Raw genomic sequence first — 19584 nt, 5'->3', positions numbered from 1 at the left:
CAAGCGGGAGGGGAGGAGCGAGGCTTACTCCGCCGCGATCTGGATGCCGTCGCTGTCGAAGCCGGGCTCCGACTGCTTCAGGTCCACATTCAGGCCGAGCGAGCGCATTTCCTTGACGAGCACGTTGAAGCTCTCCGGGATGCCGGCCTCGAACGTGTCGTCGCCCTTGACGATCGCCTCGTAGACCTTGGTGCGGCCGACAACGTCGTCCGACTTCACCGTCAGCATTTCCTGCAGGGTGTACGCCGCGCCGTAGGCCTGGAGTGCCCAGACCTCCATCTCGCCGAAGCGCTGCCCACCGAACTGCGCCTTACCACCCAGCGGCTGCTGCGTGACCAGCGAGTACGGCCCGATCGACCGTGCGTGGATCTTGTCGTCGACCAGATGGTGGAGCTTCAGCATGTAGATGTAGCCCACCGTCACCTTGCGATCGAACTGATCGCCGGTGCGGCCGTCGAACAGGTCCGACTGACCCGACGTGTCGAGGCCCGCCAGCGCCAGCATCGCCGAGACATCGGCTTCGCGGGCACCATCGAACACCGGCGTCGCCATCGGCACGCCGCCCTTCAGGTTCTTGGCGAGCTCGACGATCTCGTCACCCGTGCGGGCGTCGATCTCGGCGTGATACTGCTCGCCGTACACCGTCTTAAGGCGATCGCGGACCGCCTCCGGCATCGCACCCGGCTTGGCGTCCGGATTCTCTTCACGCCACGTCTCGAGAGCCGCGGTGATCGACTGACCCAGGCCACGTGCGGCCCAGCCCAGATGCGTCTCGAAGATCTGCCCGACGTTCATGCGCGACGGCACGCCCAGTGGGTTGAGCACGATATCGACCGGCGTACCGTCGGCGAGGAACGGCATGTCCTCCGCCGGCAGGATGCGGCTGATAACGCCCTTGTTGCCGTGACGGCCGGCCATCTTGTCGCCCGGCTGCAGCTTGCGCTTCACCGCGACGAACACCTTGACCATCTTCAGCACGCCCGGCGACAGCTCGTCACCACGCTCCAGCTTCTCGCGACGATCGTGGAACTTGTCCGTGATCAGCTTGGCTGCGTCGTCATACTGGATCTTGACCGCTTCCAGATCGCTCTGGACCTTGTCGTCGGCGACCGCGAACTTCCACCACTCGTGGCGGTCGACGCTGTCGAGCAGATCCATGTCGATCACGACGCCCTTCTTGACGCCCTTCGGCGCCGAGGTGGCGGTCTGGTCGAGCAGCATCTCGCGAAGACGCGACCAGGTCGCACGGTTCAGGATCGAACGCTCGTCGTCCGAATCCTTCTTCAGGCGCTCGATCTCCTCGCGCTCGATCGCCATCGCGCGCTCGTCCTTGTCGATGCCGTGGCGGTTGAAGACGCGAACGTCGACGACCGTACCCGACACGCCTGGCGGCAGGCGAAGCGACGTATCGCGCACGTCGCTGGCCTTCTCGCCGAAGATCGCACGGAGAAGCTTCTCCTCCGGCGTCATCGGCGATTCACCCTTCGGCGTAATCTTGCCGGCGAGAATATCGCCCGGCTCGACCTCTGCACCGATGTAGACGATGCCCGCCTCGTCGAGGTTGCGAAGCGCTTCCTCGCCGACGTTCGGGATGTCGCGCGTGATGTCCTCAGGCCCGAGCTTGGTATCGCGAGCCATCACCTCGAACTCGTCGATATGGATCGACGTGAACACGTCGTCCTTCACGATCCGCTCGGAGATCAGGATCGAATCCTCGTAGTTGTAGCCGTTCCACGGCATGAACGCGACGAGGCTGTTGCGACCCAGCGCCAGCTCGCCGAACTCGGTCGACGGGCCGTCGGCGAGCACGTCGCCTGCACGAACCGCATCGCCCACCTTCACCAGCGGACGCTGGTTGATGCAGGTCGACTGGTTCGAACGTTGGAACTTCATCAGCGTGTAGATGTCGACGCCCGACTTGCCGGCATCGATCTCGCCGGTCGCCCGGATCACGATACGCGCCGCGTCGACCTGGTCGACGATGCCCGCACGCTTTGCCGAGATCGCGGCGCCGGAGTCACGTGCAACCGTCTCTTCCATGCCGGTGCCGACGAACGGCGCCTCGGCCTGGACGAGCGGCACAGCCTGACGCTGCATGTTCGAGCCCATCAGCGCGCGGTTGGCGTCATCGTTTTCCAGGAACGGAATGAGCGATGCGGCGACCGAGACGAGCTGCTTGGGGCTGACGTCCATCAACGTGATGTTGTCGGGCAGCGCCATCAGGAATTCGCCAGCCTGACGCGACGACACCAGCTCCTCGACGAAGCCGTTCGACGAATCGAGCTCGGCGTTGGCCTGCGCGATCGTGTGCTTGGCCTCTTCCATTGCCGACAGGTAGACGACGTCGTCGGTGACCTTGTGGTCAACGACCTTGCGGTACGGAGTCTCGATGAAGCCGTACTTGTTCACTCGCGAGAAGCTGGCGAGCGAGTTGATCAGACCGATGTTCGGGCCTTCCGGCGTCTCGATCGGGCAGATGCGGCCGTAATGCGTCGGATGAACGTCGCGGACTTCGAAGCCAGCGCGCTCACGCGTCAGACCACCTGGTCCAAGTGCCGACACGCGGCGCTTGTGGGTGACTTCCGACAGCGGGTTGGTCTGATCCATGAACTGCGACAGCTGCGACGAGCCGAAGAATTCGCGGACCGCGGCAACCGCAGGCTTCGCGTTGATCAGGTCGTTCGGCATGACGGTCGAGACGTCGACCGACGACATGCGCTCCTTCACGGCGCGCTCCATGCGGAGCAGGCCGACGCGGTACTGGTTCTCGAGCAGCTCGCCGACCGAACGGACACGACGGTTGCCGAGGTTGTCGATATCGTCGATTTCGCCCTTGCCGTCCTTGAGGTTCACGAGCGTCTTGATGACCTCGAGAATGTCCTCGGTGCGCAGCGTCGTCACGGTGTCCTCGACGTCGAGGTCGAGACGCATGTTGAGCTTGACGCGGCCGACGGCCGACAGGTCGTAGCGATCCGGATCGAAGAACAGACCCGAGAACAATGCCTCGGCGGTCTCCAGCGTCGGCGGCTCGCCAGGGCGCATCACGCGGTAGATGTCGGACAGTGCCTGCTCACGCTCCTCGGCCTTGTCGACCTTGAGCGTGTTGCGGATCCACGGACCGGTCGCGACGTGATCGATGTCGAGCAGGTCGAGACGCTCGATGCCTGCCTGGTCGAGCAGTTCGAGGTTCTCGGACGTAACTTCGTCACCGGCTTCGATGTAGATACGGCCCGTCGACTCGTCGATCAGATCGTATGCCGAATAGCGGCCGAAGATTTCCTCGGTCGGAATCAGCAGGTCGGTCAGGCCGTCTTTGAACGCCTTATTGGCAGCGCGCGGGCTGATCTTCTGGCCGTTCGGGAACACGACTTCGCCGGTCTTCGCATCGACGATGTCGAACATCGGCTTCTGGCCACGCCAGTTCTCGACCTGGAACGGAACGATCCAGCCACCCTGGCCGCGGACGAACGTCACGCGGTTGTAGAAATAGTTGAGGATCTCTTCCGACGTCATGCCGAGCGCGTAGAGCAGCGCCGTGACGGGCAGCTTGCGCTTGCGATCGATGCGGACGTTGACGATGTCCTTCGCGTCGAACTCGAAATCGAGCCACGAACCGCGATACGGGATCACGCGCGCTGCGAAGAGGTACTTGCCCGATGCGTGCGTCTTGCCGCGATCATGATCGAACAGGACACCCGGCGAACGGTGCATCTGGCTGACGATGACGCGCTCGGTGCCGTTGATGAAGAACGTGCCGTTCTCGGTCATGAGCGGCATGTCGCCCATGTACACGTCCTGCTCCTTGATATCGATAACCGACTTGGCCTCGGTATCGGGATCGACCTCGAATGCGGTCAAACGGAGGGTGACGCGCATCGGCGCGGCGTAAGTGATCCCGCGCTGGCGGCATTCCTCGACGTCGAACTTCGGCGGCTCAAGGACGTAGTCGTCGAAATCGAGATAGGCGGTGCCGGCGAAATCCTGGATCGGGAACACGCTGCGCAGCGTCTTCTCGAGACCCGAGACGTGGCCGATCGACTTGTCGGAGCGGAGGAACTGCTCGTAGCTCTCGCGCTGGACTTCGATCAGGTTCGGCATCTGCACGACTTCGTGGATGTTGCCGAAAACCTTGCGGATACGGCGCTTTGCAGTGCCGTGTTCGATCGCCTTGGATGCCATAGGTTTATTTTGCCTCGTCAGCCGAAAATTCGTGCTCGGGAACCCCCGAGCGAGACGCACGTTCACGCAAAAAGGCCGCGCGCATCAGGTGCGGCGGCTCTCAGCGTATGAAACCTCGGTATCCAATACGATCGACACGCTGCGCGACGGCATGTCATTTCCCGGATGCTGTGGTGAGAGGCGGATATAGGCGTGGCACGGCGTGATGTCAAAGGGGCCCGCATCAAACGGTCGTTTCGACACGGTCGCACTGCCGGAAATACTATAGATACCAGGTGCTGGGCGACGCTATCTGCATCCCTGACACGATGTAATGCGTATTTCCAGTATCACCGGGTGGCCCTCGCAAGGAGTAGGCGGCGTCATGAACGACAGGATCGCAGTGCGGACAGTATCCGACCAGGATCGCGCGAACTGGACACGGCTGATCGACGATCACGAGAAGATCGCCGGGCAGTGCGCCGACCTCGTCCTGCTCGCGCGGCAGCCTAGCACCCAGAGCGCGCTCGCCTCGCGCAAGCTGATCGAACTTGCCGTCACGGTCGCCGATCATCTCGGCGTCGAGGACGAGGTCATCGATCGCACCGTCGTGGCGATGGAGGCGCATTGCTCGGCCGATACGATCGCGATGATGGAGGAGGACCTCGACATCCTCCGTTCGGATTGGAAGGCGTTCATCGGCCGTTGGCTGCCGACGATCTCGCCGAAGGACTGGGCCGCGTTCGGGGTGCAGGCGGAGTCGATGCTCGATCGGTTGTCGCATCAGGTGAAGCTGGAGACTGAGTTGCTGTACGATCACGCGTTGCGTGATGGTGTGGTACGCCCGGGTGGGCTGGTGCTGCACTAATTGATCATGGGACCGGCACTGCTTAGCAGGGCAAGTCTACCAGATAGCACCACCCCGGCGAAGGCCGGGGCCCAATTGGTGAGGTGGTGGAAACGAAGCGCCGCGCTACATCACCGGGGTCCCCCAATTGGGCCCCGGCCTTCGCCGGGGTGGTGCCGTCGCTGGGAAAGTAAATTGCTTAAAAGGCGTTGGCGCTAACTACCGCCGCTTCTTCTTCGAAGGCACGACCACCACCGGCGCCACCGGCACCGGCGGTTGCACCGTAACCTTCACTACCAGCGGCAACACCCCCGGATCCGCCGGATACTCCCGCCGAGCCCGCGCAAATACGAACCGGGCCTTTGCTGCCCCAGGCGCACTCTCGCTCGCGCCGACCCAGCGCCAGTGCCACGGCTCCCACTTCACATGCTGCTTGTTCCCACCGGGAAAGCTCTGCTCGAACCCGAACCGCGGCGCGTTCATCCGCAGCCAGCGCGCCGCAGGCGTAGCGGCCATGCAAGCCTCCGCATCGGGACACCCGTTCGCCGGACGCACCGCGAAGTCCAGCGCATAGCCGGTCGAATGCTCGCTATACCCCGGCGGCGCGACCGAAATCGCGCGATCCGCCGGACTGCTCGTCTCGCCGCGACAGAAGACGTTGCGTTGCCGAGCGATCGACCGCTGGCACGACAGCGCGCGGAGCTGACCCATCACCGAAGGATCGCCCTGCGCCGCCGCGAACAGCCGCAACAGGTCGGGCAATATGTCGGCGCGCACCACGCACGGATTGCCGACCGAATACGCCGACGGCAGCGTCACCAGCTCGCTCTCGGGCGCATCGCCATACGGCAAATGCCCGAACGCGCGACCGTCGGGCGCGATCACCGCGCTCTGCCCCTCGCACAATTGTGCTTCCGCGACGGTCGGGGCGAACAGGAGCGCGAGGGCCAGCGTGCGGTGCAACATCGACGCGGGCTCTGGCACGCAGGCGCTAATGATGGCAAGGGCGGCGCCATGCATGGTGAACGCGTACTCTTCCTCGACGGCGAGGCCCTGGTGATCGACAAGCCCGCAGGGCTGCCGGTCGATCCGCCCCGCGATGGCTCGCTGAGCCTCGAAAATCATCTCGAAAGCCTGAAGTTCGGCTTCCAGCGCTGGCCGAAGGCGGTGCACCGGCTTGACCGCGACACGAGCGGCTGCCTCTTGTTGTCGCGCAACCCGAAGGCGCATGCCCGGTTGCAGCAGGCGTTCGAGCAGGGCCTCGTCTCGAAACGCTACGTCGCGCTGCTCGACGGCGTTGTCGAGGGCACGTCGGGGCTGATCGAGATGGCGCTCGGCAAGGTCAGCACCGCCGAAACCGGCTGGCGGATGGTCGAGGATCCCGACGGCAAGAAGTCGCGGACCAACTGGCGCGTACTGGAGATCAAGGACGGGCGTTCGCTCGTCGAGTTCCTGCCCGAGACCGGCCGCACGCACCAGATCCGCGTCCACGCCGCGAGCGGCCTCGGTGCGCCGGTGGTCGGCGACGGCGTCTACGGCAAGGCGGATGGGCTTGGCATGATGCTCCATGCGCAACGGCTGATCGTGCCGCGCCCGGGCAAGCCCGACGTGCTCGCCGAAGCGCCGCTGCCCGAGCGGTTCGCCAAGGCTGGGTTCGCCGATGAGGCGGCTCCGGTTGCCAATGCCACACCGGTTGCCGAAGTTACGACGCCCGACTCCACCGACGACTGAGCGGGCTGAGGGCAGGGGCTTATGGTCGCGATCCCGATCACCCGATCGATCTCGATCGACGACAGCGAGCTGATCGAAAGCACGACGCGCTCGGGCGGCCCCGGCGGTCAGCATGTCAACACCACCGACAGCGCGGTCATCCTGCGCTTCGACGTCGGCCTCTCGCCCGGGCTGCCACTGGCGGTGAAGAACCGCATCGCCGTGCTCGCCGGATCGCGCCTCACGCGCGACGGCGTGCTGGTACTACGCAGCGAGGGCTCGCGGTCGCAACTGCTCAACCGCCAGGAAGTCCGCGAACGCCTAGTCGCACTGATCAAGGAAGCGACGATCGTCCCGAAAGCACGCCGCGCGACCAAGCCGTCCAAGGCGGCGAAGGCGCGGCGGGTCGACACGAAGAAGGTGCGGAGCGGCGTCAAGGCGGGCCGCGGCAAGGTTCGCGACGATTGAGCGGGCCATGCCTATGGGCATCTCGCTAACGTCCGTCGGCCAGCCAAGCGCACGACCTCGCAATCCTCCCCCGCCAGGGGGAGGTGGCTGGCGCTAGCCAGACGGAGGGGGAGGCCCGCGATGTCGGATGTTCCGTGTCCTCCCCCTCCGTCGCCTGCGGCGCCACCTCCCCCTGGCGGGGGAGGATCGCTACATTGCCGCAGCGTCACCCCAGCTTTTGCTGGGTGACGGATTTGGGGGAGCGTTAGCTGCCTCTCAATCAAGGAAGACACCATGTACAAGTTCGATATCTCCGCCGGCACCAAGGCCGATCTCTACCGCGACCTGCTTGCCGCGCTTGATGCTCTGACGAAGGACGAGACCGATCCGATCGCCAACATGGCGAATGCGGCGGCGCTCGTGTGGGAATATCTCCCTGACCTGAACTGGGCGGGGTTCTACCGGCTGGTGGAAGGCGAACTCGTGCTCGGCCCGTTCCAGGGCAAGGTCGCCTGCATCCGCATCCCGGTCGGCAAGGGCGTCTGCGGAGCCGCCGCCGCGACGCTGAAGACGCAACTGGTCGATGACGTCCACGCCTTCCCCGGCCACATCGCGTGCGATGCCGCCAGCCGCTCCGAACTGGTGGTGCCGGTGACCAAGGACGGCATGCTGATCGCCGTGCTCGACCTCGACAGCCCCGAACCCGCGCGGTTCGATGCCGAGGACGCGGCAGGGTGCGAGGCGCTGGCGGCATTGCTCGCCGATCGGCTAGGCTAGCACGCGCCCGACGCGCCCCGTTTCGGGACAGCACGCCTTCTGGCGACTCCCCCGCACACTTGGTAAGCAACGCGTTAAGAAATCCGGCGTTTGCGCTGGATCGGGTGGCAAACCAGGGAGACGGACATGCGGAGGCTTTTGATCGCGAGCGCGGGGCTGGTGTTGGCAAGCGGTGTCGCGGACGCGCAACGTCCCGGCGCAAGCTATCCCGCGCCTGGGACCGCCCCTGACACTGCGATGCAGGCGCCGATGGCCCGTCCAAAACGCCCCGGTCCGATCGCCGCGCAGATGCCCGTGGTGCAGGCGCCGACACGGCCGGTCGCTGCGCCGCGGTCCTCGCGCTGGGGCAGCAAGATCGGCGGGCGCTGGTGGGCAGGTGCCAACGCCCCCGGTGGCTGGGCGGGCTATCGCCGCCCGCATCGGGGTTGGGCCGTGCCCGCCTATTGGAACGCACCGCGTTTCTACGTCGGCGACTGGTCGAACTACGGCCTCGCGCAGCCGCCGCAGGGCTATAACTGGACGCGCTACTACGACGATGCGGTGCTAATCGACGCGCGCGGGTCGGTCTACGATACGACAAGCGACATCGACTGGGATCGTGCCGGCGGTGGCGGCTATGTCGCAGCAGACCCACGCGCCTATGCGCGCAACGACACCGTCTATGCCAGCCCGAGCGACCGCGGCTACGTCCAGCCCTACGCAAATCGCCCGGCGCCCCGCCGTGATACCGGTGTGGGTGGCGCCGCCATTGGCGCAGTCGCGGGCGGCGTCGCCGGCAACGTCATCGGTGGTCGCGGCAATCGGCTTGGCGGGACGTTGATCGGTACAGGAGTCGGTGCTGCGACCGGCTATGCGATCGACAAGGCTGAGGATCGCGGTCGCCGAGCACCGCCGCCGCCGGTCCGTGATTATGGCGCCGGCTATGCACAACCGCCTGCCTATGCAGCGGATGCGGTCGATTATGCCCCCGACTATGCCCGTGAGTATGCACCGCCGTCCTATGCGGCCGACTACCCACCGCGACAGCCTTCCTATGCCCCCGAATACCGGCAACCCGGTCGCGATACCGTGGCACCGGGCGGCATCTGGACATCGCCCGACGGCGTTACGACGGTGACGACGACCAGTGGCCAGGCGTATCCTGCCGGTTCGACGACCGTGATCGTGCAGTCCGTGCCGGTGACCACGACGACTACCACGACCGAATATTACGACACCGTGTCCCGTCCGCGCAGCACGGTGCGCCGGCGGCGCTGACCTGCGGCTTGAGAGGCCTCAGCCGAGCATGCCTGCATAAGTCTGCGGCGGCTGGGGCAGTATGACGCGTGCGGCAGTGCCGCTGGCGACGACTAGAACGAGTACGCTCAGGCCGACCGCGAGTATCTTTCTCGGCGGCGCGCGATCGGCGAGCAGCACGGCCGCCACCGCGGTCGCGATCATCGGCCACAGGTGATAGCGCAGGTCGGACGCGATGCTCAGCACCGCGAAGCTCGCCTCGAGCGCCAGCGCGGACACGAGCAGCGCAGTGGCAAGATCGCGGACCGAATCGCGCGCTCGTGACACGCTCATGGCAAGCCCGATGAGCGCGACGACGATCCAGGCGATTGGCCAGCCGAGCGGCGTCTCGACGACGACCGCGGTCAGCGCCTCCCACGCGCGCGCGCCGGCACCGGGATTGGCGAGCCCGAGCGTGTTCGGCTCGGACGCGGCAGGTGGCGCAGCGCTCGGCCAGTGGAACGGGACCAGCCAGCGGTCGGTCGAGTTCAGGTGCGCAAGGCGGTGTCCGGCATAGGCGATCGGATGATGCAGCGCCGCCGACGCCAGCGTGACGTACAGCGTCGCCGTCGGCAACGCGCGCAGCCGCGCCATCGTCGTCCCGCAATGCGCCTCGTCGCCGAGCGGATCCCAAAAGAACGGTTTCGCACAACCCCGGGCGATCACGGTCGCCACCTCTGACTGCGTGAGGCCGGTGGTGTCGCTGGTCGGGACGCGCGCGGCAATGCCGGCGAGGTCGTAGAGCGCCTGGGTCGCCTCGACGCCGCTCGGTTGTGCGCGGAGCAGACGGTGGTTCACGACAGGCGCGATGCCGAGCACGAGCACCACCGCAATGAGGCCGGTTGCAAGCTTTGCTACAGGGTAGATTGGGCGCGGGGCGAGAGTCACGAGCAGGGGGACGACGATGAAGACGGCGTTCGCGCGGACGAGCACGGCGTAGGCGAGCAGCAGCGCGAGAGGAACCCACGTCGCGCCGGGCAGCGGACGACCCGCGAGCTGCCACCAGCCGATAATCCCGACCGCAGCGAGGAGTGCCCCGGCGAGTTGCGCGTCCTTGAGAACGACGCCCTGCCAACCGAGGAAGGGCGGCAGCAAGCCGATCGCGAGGATGGCGACAGCGCTACGCGAACGCCCGACTCGGCCTAACGCGGCCGCGATCATGCCAAGGCCCAGCCAATAGGTGACGAGTTGCAGGACCAGCATCGGCGTCGCACCGGGGCCGAACGCCGCGAGCAGCGCCCAGACGCGCGCCATCGCCGGCGGGTGCCAGTCGTCGTACACGCCCGACAGGACCTGCCGGTATTGCGCGACGGTGTCGTACATCGCGGTACCCGGCCAGAATAGTGCTAGCGAGGCGATGCACAGCGCCGCGGCGGCTATGGCGATGTAGCGCTGTTGGGGGCGAGCGGCAGGTTCGATCGACATTCGCGGGTCCTGCACGTTGAGGTTTTAGCCGCGAGATCCTTCCAGCCGGACCTGATGGCTGGCGCGACCTTTCGGTGCGTTATGCGCGGCGGTCAAGAGAGATAGGGCCGAAACGGGATGGTTTGCCCGGATCGGTCGGTCGGCTGGATATCGCTGGTACAGGGCCGCTAGCACGCCTGCCATCATACCTCGTCATCCTGACGACAGTCAGGATCCAGAGTCACAACGGGCTGCGGGCGGTATCCTGGATCCTGACTTTCGTCATGATGACGGGTAACTGCGGGATGCGACACCTAACCAGAATCCTCCCCCGCCAGGGGGAGGTGGCTGGCGCTTGCCAGACGGAGGGGGAGGTAAGCGACCACGCCTGCTTCGTATCCTCCCCCTCCGTCACCTTCGGCGCCACCTCCCCCTGGCGGGGGAGGATCGATCACTTTTAGTAGTGGATTGCGCGACCATAGGCCGCCAGCACGCTCTCGTGCATCATCTCGCTCAGCGTCGGATGCGCGAACACCGTCTCCATAAGTTCGGCCTCGGTCGTCTCGAGCTGGCGCGCGACCACATACCCCTGGATCAGCTCGGTGACTTCCGCGCCGACCATGTGCGCGCCGAGCAGTTCGCCGGTCTTCGCGTCGAACACCGTCTTCACGAAGCCCTCGGCCTCGCCCAGCGCGATCGCCTTGCCGTTGCCGATGAAGGGGAATTTGCCGACCTTCAGCTCGTAGCCCGCTTCCTTCGCCTTCGCCTCGGTCATGCCGACGCTCGCCACCTGCGGGCGCGAATAGGTGCAGCCGGGGATGTTGGCCTTGTCCATCTGGTGCGGCGAACCGCCGGCGATCTTCTCGACCGCGATGATGCCCTCATGGCTGGCCTTGTGCGCGAGCCACGGCGCGCCGGTGACGTCGCCGATCGCCCAGATGCCGTCGACGTTGGTGCGGCCGTAACCGTCGGTCTTGATGTGGCCGCGATCGGTCTCGACGCCGAGCGCCTCGAGCCCGATGTTCTCGGTGTTGGGGACGATGCCGATCGCGGTGATCGCGTGGCTGAAGGTCTCTTCCGAAACCTTACCGTCCTTCGCCTTGATCTTGGCGGTGACGCCGTTCGCCGAGGGGACGAGCCCTTCGAGACCGGTCTGGGTCAGCAGCTTGATGCCCTGCTTCGACAGCGCCTTGTCCATGAACGCGGAGACTTCCTCGTCCTCGACGGGGAGGATTCGCGGGAGCATCTCGACGATCGTCACGTCGGCGCCCATGTCATTGTAGAAGCTGGCGAACTCGACGCCGATCGCGCCCGATCCGATGACGAGCAGCTTGGTCGGCATCTCGGTCGGCACCATCGCATGGCGATAGGTCCAGATCCGCTCGCCGTCGGCCTTGGCGAACGGCAGGTCGCGCGCGCGCGCGCCGGTCGCGACGATGATGTTCTTAGCTTCGAGCTCGACCGTCTTGTCGCCCTGCTTGACGCTGAGCTTGCCCTTCGCAGTTACCGTGCCGACGCCCTCGACCACGGTCACCTTGTTCTTCTTCATCAGGCCCTTCACGCCCGCGTTCAGCTGACCCGCCACTTTCCGCGAGCGGTCGACGATCTTGGCGAGATCGAAACCGACATTGTCCGCCTTGAGCCCGTAGCTCTCTGCGTTCTGCATGTAGTGATAGATTTCCGACGTGCGGAGCAGCGCCTTGGTCGGGATGCAGCCCCAGTTGAGGCAGATGCCGCCCAAGCGCTCGCGCTCGACGATCGCGACCTTCAGGCCGAGCTGCGACGCACGGATCGCGGCGACGTAGCCGCCGGGGCCCGAGCCGAGGATGACGAGATCATAGGTATCAGCCACGGTAGAGTCCTTTGAAAATCAGTTGGTTTCGGGCGGCACGGGCCGCGGTTTGCGATCGTCGCCGACCGCCACGAAGATGAAGCGAGCCTGGGTCACCTTGCAGCTGTCGTTGCTGTGACGCGCACGGCGCCAAGCCTCGATTTCGATCGTCATCGAGGTGCGACCGACCGCGATCAGCTCGGCATAGACCGACACTTCGTCACCGACGACGACCGGCATGTGGAACTTCATCGCGTCCGCCGCAATCGTGACGGCACGGCCGCCGCTACGCCGCGAGGCGACCGAACCGGCGGCCAAATCCATCTGGCCCATCAGCCAGCCGCCGAAAATGTCGCCATACGGATTGGCATCGGCGGGCATGGCAGTGACGCGGATCGTCGGCGCTTTGTTGGGGGGCAGGTCGGTCACGCTTCACTCCTGCGGGTCGTTCGGTCGAGCCGGCGGGCGCGCCGCAACGGGCCCACGCCCATCAGCACGGTCGCGAGCATCGCCGCGGCCCCGCAAGACCAGATCACGTCCTGCCCAAGCGGGTAGGACCATGCCGCCGCCCAGGTCATCGCCACCGCCGCCACGAGCCCGCCGAGGATGTGCAGGATCTCGATGGTGGTGCCCGAAAGCGACCTGAACGATGACACCAGACCCATCTCAGGCGAGCATGCCCAGCGGGTTCTCGACGAGGTGCTTGAACGCCTTCATGAACTGCGCGCCGTCGGCCCCGTCGATCGCGCGGTGATCGAAGCTGCCGGTGGCCGACATGACCGTCGCGACCGCCAGTTCGTCACCGATCACGACCGGGCGCTTCTCGCCCGCGCCGACCGCGAGGATCATCGCCTGCGGCGGATTGATGACCGCATCGAACTGCGTGATGCCGAACATGCCCATGTTGCTGATCGAGGCGGTGCCGCCCTGGTATTCCTCGGGCTTCAGCTTGCCGTCGCGCGCACGTCCCGCAAGATCCTTCATCTGCGTCGAGATCGACGACAGCGATGCGGTGTCCGCACCGACGATGATCGGCGTGATCAGCCCCGACGGCGTGCTCACCGCGACCGAGATGTCGGCGCGCTGGAAGGTGATCAGCTGGTCCGGCGTGAACATCACGTTGCAGCTCGGCACCTGCATGAGCGCGACGGCCTGCGCCTTGATCAACAGATCGTTGACCGACAGCTTCACGCTGCGCGATTCGAGGCTCTTGTTCAACTCGCCGCGCAGCTTGAGCAGCGCGTCGAGACGGATGTTCACGGTCAGGTAGATGTGCGGGACGGTCTGCTTCGACTCTGTCAGGCGACGCGCGATCGTTTTCCGCACGTTGCTGAGCTTTGTCGCCTCGTGCGGGATATCCGGCACGGTCGCAGGCTTTGCGGCGGGCGCTGGAGCCGCAGCGGCAGTTGGCGCAGCAGCTTCGGTTTTCGCAGCAGCGGGTGCGGCACCCGGCTTTGCGCTCTCGACGTCGGCCTTGACAATACGACCCTTGGGGCCGGAGCCGGATACGGCGCCGAGATCGATCCCCTTGTCGGCGGCGAGACGGCGCGCGAGCGGGCTCGCCTTCACGCGGACGCCGCTGGCGGCAGGCTGGGCTGCACCGGCGTCATCCGGCCGACCGTGATCCTCGGCCGAAGCCTCGGTCCGCTCGACCGGCTTGGCCTCGGTGCCGGTCTTGTTCGGGTCCGTCGGATCGGGCTTGGCTTCCGATTCCTTCGCGGCAGGCTCGGGTGTCTCGCTCTTGATCGGCGCAGATGAGACCGAAGATGCATCCTCGCCCTCTTCGGCGATGATCGCGATGACCGTGCCGACCTTCACATTGTCGGTACCCTCGGCGACGAGGATCTTGACCACAGTGCCTTCGTCGACGGCTTCGAACTCCATCGTCGCCTTGTCGGTCTCGATCTCGGCCATCAGGTCGCCGGATTTCACGACGTCGCCCTCCTTGATCAACCATTTGGCGAGGGTACCCTCCTCCATGGTCGGGGACAGCGCAGGCATCTTGATCTCGATCGACATGGATTTCCCCAGGGCGTGACGTAACGGCATGCCTACTCGCGCCCTCGTCCGCTCGGGTCAACCCCGACGCACTTGCGTATCGACCCGCTGCGGCCCAATTACCGGCGATAACGGGGGCAAAAATGCGCATTTATCTGGTGGTTATCGACGACAGTCCGGAAGCTGGGATCGCGTTGCGTTTCGCGGCCCGGCGTGCGGTGAAGACCGGCGGTGGGGTCGAGATCCTCACGGTGATCCCGCCGCAGGAGTTCATCGCGTTCGGCGGCGTCCAAGCGACGATCGAGGAAGAAGCGCGCCTGCATGCCGAGGGGTTGGTAGCGGGGGCTGCGGGTACGTTGCTTGAGGAGTCCGGCTTGCGTCCGTCGATCACGGTGCGCGAGGGGGAAAGCGCCAAGATCATCCGCGAAATGATCGCGGCAAATCCCGATATCGCGGCGCTGGTCCTCGGCGCCGCGGCGACTGGTGCTCCAGGCGAACTGATCGCGCATTTCGCGGGGACCGACGCGGGTTCGCTGCCGGTGCCGGTCATGATCATTCCCGGATCGCTCACGCGCGAGGCAATCGACCGGCTCAGTTGAGTGGGGCGTACCTCAACTGACAGCCATTGCCGAATGCGTGGCCAGCAGGCGCTCCACGCTGTTGATGCCAGTCTGCGTGAGTTGCAACGCATCGAGATTGCTGTCTGGCGGTTCAATGAGCGACTTTGCCTGGAGCACGCGAATCCAGCGACCGAGCGTCGACCGTGACAGGCGTAGCTGGTCGGCAACCATGTCGACGCTTGCGATTCGGCTCTCGGCTTCTGCGACGTACACGATCAGCAGCGTCGTCCACGCATGATCGGCGAAAAGATCGGACCCGAGTACCGCGTCGCGCGCACGGATAATTCCCAGCAAGTCCTTGGCCCGGCGCCAAAGATGATGCGGCATGGCATCGCCACTGATTGTGTCGGCGAGCGTAGGAGCGGTGCACAGGGTGCCGATTAGTCTACCCGGCTTGCCGTTGCCCAGTCGCGAAACCTGGACTTCCAGCGTGATGATATCGCCTTCGCCGCCGATGTAACGTTTCCGGATTCGGGCTGAATTGCCATTGGGTTGCAATGCCGCAACGTGGCTCAGGTTACGCGCGACGTCGTCGGGGTGCGTTATCGAAAGGTAGGAAAGGCCCACAAGCTGTTTCTGCGTGCGTTGCAGCACCGCCGCGACCGGTTCGTCTATCGCGAGGATAACGCCGTCGCCGTCTGAAACAGAATGGCCAATGATCATCTTAGGTCCTCGCGCTCTTGATCATATAATAGCGGTTGGCTTAAAAAGTCTCAAACATTTGATCGGTCCATTTTGCATAACATCTTGTCGGCACACAAAATTGCCCGCCGGGAACGATTGTGACGCTACCCTCTTGAGCGTGGCGCGAGATCGGGCCACGATCGGCTCATGCCTATTTTTGCCGTCCCGCTGCTACTTGCCGCCGCCGCCCCTTACCCTGCTCCGTCTTCGGTTCGCCTGAAGGCGGACGTCACCGCGATGGTTGGCTTCGGTACGCGTCACACTGCGTCGATCACCACCGACCCGAAACGCGGTATCGGTGCCGCCCGAAACTGGGCCGCGAGCCGGTTCCAGGAAATTGCGGCGACGTGTGGCGGTTGCATCACTGTCGATCGCATCTCGCGCCGCTTCACCGGACCACGCGCACCGACCGGCGTGGTGGTCGAGGATGTGCTCGGGATTCAGAAGGGCCGCGATCCGAACCGAGTGGTGATCGTCGGCGCGCATATCGATAGCCGCGTGACTGACGTGATGAACGTCACCTCCGACGCGCCCGGCGCGAACGACAATGCGTCGGGCGTCGCACTGGTGCTGGAGGCCGCACGGCTGTTGTCGCAACGCCAGTTCGACGCGACGATCGTCTACGCTGTGTTTTCGGGAGAGGAGCAGGGCCTGTGGGGCGCCGAACTGCTCGCCGATACCGCCAAGGCGCGCGGCTGGCAGGTCTCGGCGATGCTCAACAACGATATCGTCGGCAACACGGTCGGGCAGGGCGGCGTACGCGTCGCCGACAAGGTCCGGGTGTTCTCCGAAGGCATTCGCGCATCCGAGGATCTGGTCGCCCAGCAGGGCCGCCGCGCCGAGGGCGGCGAGGATGACGGCCCCAGCCGTGCGCTAGCCAAGGCGATCGACGGTATCGCGCGCGACATTCCCGGCGGCCTCGACGTGATGATCGATCGCCGGCCGGACCGGTTCGGCCGTGGCGGCGATCACGAGCCGTTCCTGAAGCTCGGCTACCCCGCGGTGCGGTTCTCGGTCGCAGCCGAGAACTGGGATCGCCAGCATCAGGACCTGCGCACCGAAAAGGGCGTGGTCTACGGCGACACGATCGAGGGCATGGACTTTCCGTATCTCGCCAAGGTGACCGCGATCAACGTCGCGACGTTGTCGCGGATTGCCAGCGCCCCCGCGGCCCCTGAAGACGTGTCGATCGCCGGGGCATTGTCCCGCGATACGACGGTAAAGTGGACTGCGGTACCGGGCGCTGCGGGCTACCGCGTGCGGTGGCGTCGCAACGATGCGCAGAGCTGGGCGGAGACACGCGACGTTACCGGGACTGGCACGGTCCTGACGCAGGTGCCGGTGGACGACAATTTCGTCGGCGTGTCCGCTTTGTCGGCGACGGGCGCGGAAAGCCTCGTCAGCTTCGCCGGACGCGACCGCCGACCGACCCGGTAACTGCCCGTCGAGGCGCACATCGGTTGCCTAGGCGGCGGCCGATGCTTTCCAGCGACCATGTGCCAGCGCGCGCGCCTGTTCGACGGGCATCGGGCGGCCGAAATAGAAACCCTGGACGTTGGTGCAACCGAACGCCTGCGCCATGCGGTGCTCGGCTTCGGTTTCGACGCCCTCCGCGGTCGTGTCGATGTCGAGGCTCCGGGCGAGCGCGATCACAGCGTGGACGATCGCAACCGCTTCCCGCGTCCCGGCGGCGGCGTCGCGGACGAAGCTTCGGTCGATCTTGATAGACGAGAACCGCGTACGGCTGAGATAACCGAGCGAGGAATGGCCGACGCCAAAATCATCGAGACTAAGCCGCACGCCCATGTCGAGCAGTCGCTCCAGGACCTTGGTCGCGCCCAACGCCTCGGTCAGGAATACGCTCTCGGTAACCTCGAGTTCGAGGCGATCCGCGGACAGGCCGGTGTTCGCCAGCGCGGAGGTGACCGTCGTCACGAAATTGGGATTCTGGAGCTGGTCGGCGGACACGTTGACCGCAACGCGAATGTCGGACGGCCATTTCGCAACCTCTTCGCACGCCGTCCTCAGCGCCCACGCCCCGATCGGCGCGATCAGGCGCGCGTCCTCGGCAAGCGGAATGAACTTTTCGGGCGCGATGATACCGAAGCGTGGACTGGTCCAGCGCAGCAGGGCTTCGAACGCGACCAGCGTCTCGCCGCGAGCATCGACGACCGGCTGGTAGTCGAGGTGCATTTCGCCATTCTCGAGCGCGGTGCGAAGCGCCATTTCGAGGACACGCCGCTCCTCCGCCTTCACGTGCAGCTCCGGCTCGTAGGTGCGGTACACCCCGCGGCCGGCGTCCTTGGCACGGTAGAGCGCGAGGTCGGCGGAGCGGACGAGCATTTCCGCGGTGCGGCCGTCGCGCGGGCCGATCGCGATGCCGACGCTGGCACCGATATACAGCGTGTGCGCGTCGATCTCATAGGGTCGCGACAGCGTCTCAATGATCTGTCGCGCAAGGTCGTCGATCGCTCCAGCGTCGCTCGCGCCCCGCACGATGACCGCGAACTCGTCGCCGCCGAGCCGCCCGCACAGGCTGCCGTCCCCCATCAAGCCCTCGAGCCGTTCGGACACGCAGCCGAGCAGGCGATCGCCGATCGGATGGCCGAGCGTATCGTTGACCGCCTTGAACCGATCGAGATCGAGCATCATGAACGCGTAGCGGCCACCCCAGCTGTCGGCTTCGGCCATCGTCCTGACGAGTGTCTCGTTGATCATCAGCCGGTTGGGCAGCCCGGTCAGTACGTCGAACCGCGCCATCCGGTTGATACGGTCTTCCGACGCGCGCAGCTCGGTGATGTCCGACGTGACGCCGCGAAATCCGTAGAATTCGCCATCGTCTCCGAACCGGGGGGAGGCGGCGATTTCCCACCATCGCAGGTCACCGTTGATCGTCACCGGCAGGCGGACATCGCGAAAGCTGTCGCGACGGCGCAATTTCTCGGCAAGCGTCCGCAGTTCTGGTGCGAACTCCCCACTGTCCCAGCTCGGGCCGGCCAGCAATTGCAGCAACGGCATCCCGTCGATCTCACCGGGATCGAGCCCGCACGCGACCGCGAACCGCGACGACGCGCGAACGATTCGCCGCATCGCGTCGGTCTCCCACAGCCAGTCAGCGCCGGTATCCTCGAACTCGCGAAGGAGCAGACTCACGGTCTCGTCGCGTTCGTTCAAAGCGATCTCGTTGGCGCGGATCAGGACGAGGGCGCGGGCACGGCTGACGCATCCCGCCATCAGCACCAGCGTGAAGCCCAGGATCCCGATCGCTGCCGACGTCGTCCCGGCGATCAGCAACTGGATGACCATCGACGCGCCGAGATATCCAAGGAAGATCAGCGTCGCGAGCGTCAGCGGCGCCATCACGAATGCCGCGGCCGTCATCAATAGCGTCAGCGTGATGCCAAGCCCGGCGGTCGTGCCCGAGGGAGCATGCGTACAGAACAGGATCGGTACGCACGACCAGCCGAGGCCAAGCGCCAGGCCCTCCCACCCGGTCTTGCGCAGGTCGTGGACGCTCGCCTGGCTTTCACCAGTGTGCGGAACGGCGAGACGCCGGAACGCGACCGCGACGGCGATCGCGACGAGCAACGCGGACCATGTCGTGACCTGCCACGCAGGGACGGTCGCGCTGACCAGGAACCCGGTCGCCAGTACCGCCGCCAGATTGGTCGAGAGCAGGACCAGTGCCATCTTGCGCCCGGCGAACAACTGCGCGGCACGGATGCGGCTCCATTCGACATGGTCCGCCCCGCCACCGCGAAGCCCCATCAATCTGAAGAGATCGACGGCCACGCGGCGTGACGGAGAAGGCGGTGCAGGGCTCACGGCGTCGG

Annotated in this window: 16 protein-coding genes; 7 read left to right on the top strand and 9 right to left on the bottom strand. The window is 65.6% G+C overall.

Going from position 1 to position 19584, the window contains the following annotated elements; translation table 11 throughout:
- Nucleotides 1–24: 24 nt before the first annotated feature.
- Nucleotides 25–4179, bottom strand: a complete 4155-nt coding sequence (gene rpoB / locus J4O76_RS06810) for a DNA-directed RNA polymerase subunit beta (RefSeq protein ID WP_060526672.1) — start codon at nucleotides 4177–4179, stop codon at nucleotides 25–27.
- Between the two features lie 364 nt (nucleotides 4180–4543).
- Between rpoB and J4O76_RS06805 the strand changes: the two genes are divergently transcribed.
- On the top strand, nucleotides 4544–5026 hold the full coding sequence (locus J4O76_RS06805; RefSeq protein WP_056486723.1) for a hemerythrin domain-containing protein: 483 nt from the start codon (nucleotides 4544–4546) through the stop codon (nucleotides 5024–5026).
- A 198-nt stretch (nucleotides 5027–5224) separates the two neighbouring features.
- On the opposite strand, the gene J4O76_RS06800 is transcribed toward J4O76_RS06805, so the two are convergent.
- Complete coding sequence (locus tag J4O76_RS06800) at nucleotides 5225–5971, bottom strand: M15 family metallopeptidase (protein WP_426280988.1); 747 nt, start codon at nucleotides 5969–5971, stop codon at nucleotides 5225–5227.
- Between the two features lie 48 nt (nucleotides 5972–6019).
- On the opposite strand from J4O76_RS06800, the gene J4O76_RS06795 reads away from it, so the two are divergent.
- From J4O76_RS06795 to J4O76_RS06780, 4 genes are all read left to right on the top strand, one after another.
- A complete protein-coding gene (locus tag J4O76_RS06795; protein WP_426280987.1) occupies nucleotides 6020–6736 on the top strand; it encodes an RluA family pseudouridine synthase in 717 nt (238 codons plus the stop codon).
- 21 nt (nucleotides 6737–6757) lie between these two features.
- Entirely contained in the window at nucleotides 6758–7183 is a 426-nt protein-coding gene (arfB, locus tag J4O76_RS06790) for an alternative ribosome rescue aminoacyl-tRNA hydrolase ArfB (protein ID WP_093399511.1), read from the top strand.
- Nucleotides 7184–7456: 273 nt separating this feature from the next.
- Nucleotides 7457–7939 carry a GAF domain-containing protein gene (locus J4O76_RS06785; RefSeq protein WP_426280986.1) on the top strand — a complete coding sequence of 161 codons (483 nt, stop codon included), beginning with the start codon at nucleotides 7457–7459 and terminating at the stop codon, nucleotides 7937–7939.
- Nucleotides 7940–8065: 126 nt separating this feature from the next.
- Nucleotides 8066–9196: an RcnB family protein gene (locus tag J4O76_RS06780; RefSeq protein ID WP_426280985.1), complete on the top strand. Its 1131-nt coding sequence runs from the start codon at nucleotides 8066–8068 to the stop codon at nucleotides 9194–9196.
- A gap of 18 nt (nucleotides 9197–9214) precedes the next feature.
- On the opposite strand, the gene J4O76_RS06775 is transcribed toward J4O76_RS06780, so the two are convergent.
- The 5 genes from J4O76_RS06775 to J4O76_RS06755 all read right to left on the bottom strand — a co-directional run bounded on the left by J4O76_RS06775 (nucleotide 9215) and on the right by J4O76_RS06755 (nucleotide 14468).
- Nucleotides 9215–10639, bottom strand: coding sequence for a hypothetical protein (locus tag J4O76_RS06775; RefSeq protein WP_426280983.1), 1425 nt, complete (start codon nucleotides 10637–10639; stop codon nucleotides 9215–9217).
- Between the two features lie 436 nt (nucleotides 10640–11075).
- A complete protein-coding gene (gene lpdA / locus J4O76_RS06770; RefSeq protein WP_426280982.1) occupies nucleotides 11076–12470 on the bottom strand; it encodes a dihydrolipoyl dehydrogenase in 1395 nt (464 codons plus the stop codon).
- Nucleotides 12471–12488: 18 nt separating this feature from the next.
- The gene (locus J4O76_RS06765; RefSeq protein ID WP_426281113.1) at nucleotides 12489–12830 is read right to left on the bottom strand and encodes an acyl-CoA thioesterase; all 342 of its coding nucleotides are present in this window, start codon (nucleotides 12828–12830) and stop codon (nucleotides 12489–12491) included.
- A gap of 44 nt (nucleotides 12831–12874) precedes the next feature.
- Nucleotides 12875–13105 (bottom strand): hypothetical protein, encoded by a 231-nt coding sequence (locus J4O76_RS06760; RefSeq protein WP_426280980.1) that lies wholly within the window; start codon nucleotides 13103–13105, stop codon nucleotides 12875–12877.
- A 10-nt stretch (nucleotides 13106–13115) separates the two neighbouring features.
- A complete protein-coding gene (locus tag J4O76_RS06755; protein ID WP_426280979.1) occupies nucleotides 13116–14468 on the bottom strand; it encodes a pyruvate dehydrogenase complex dihydrolipoamide acetyltransferase in 1353 nt (450 codons plus the stop codon).
- A gap of 122 nt (nucleotides 14469–14590) precedes the next feature.
- Between J4O76_RS06755 and J4O76_RS06750 the strand changes: the two genes are divergently transcribed.
- Nucleotides 14591–15046, top strand: coding sequence for a universal stress protein (locus J4O76_RS06750; protein ID WP_056060288.1), 456 nt, complete (start codon nucleotides 14591–14593; stop codon nucleotides 15044–15046).
- A gap of 12 nt (nucleotides 15047–15058) precedes the next feature.
- On the opposite strand, the gene J4O76_RS06745 is transcribed toward J4O76_RS06750, so the two are convergent.
- On the bottom strand, nucleotides 15059–15730 hold the full coding sequence (locus J4O76_RS06745; protein ID WP_136189454.1) for a PAS domain-containing protein: 672 nt from the start codon (nucleotides 15728–15730) through the stop codon (nucleotides 15059–15061).
- Nucleotides 15731–15898: 168 nt separating this feature from the next.
- On the opposite strand from J4O76_RS06745, the gene J4O76_RS06740 reads away from it, so the two are divergent.
- Entirely contained in the window at nucleotides 15899–17188 is a 1290-nt protein-coding gene (locus tag J4O76_RS06740) for a M20/M25/M40 family metallo-hydrolase (protein ID WP_426280978.1), read from the top strand.
- 27 nt (nucleotides 17189–17215) lie between these two features.
- Here J4O76_RS06740 and J4O76_RS06735 read toward each other — a convergent pair whose 3' ends face one another.
- The gene (locus J4O76_RS06735) at nucleotides 17216–19543 is read right to left on the bottom strand and encodes an EAL domain-containing protein (RefSeq protein WP_426280977.1); all 2328 of its coding nucleotides are present in this window, start codon (nucleotides 19541–19543) and stop codon (nucleotides 17216–17218) included.
- Nucleotides 19544–19584 lie beyond the last annotated feature (41 nt).

Source organism: Sphingomonas sp. NFX23 (assembly GCF_049887795.1).
In the GTDB taxonomy this organism is placed as follows: domain Bacteria; phylum Pseudomonadota; class Alphaproteobacteria; order Sphingomonadales; family Sphingomonadaceae; genus Sphingomonas.
The sequence above is the reverse complement of the archived record's forward strand: the minus strand, read 5'-3'. Positions and strand labels throughout refer to the sequence as shown.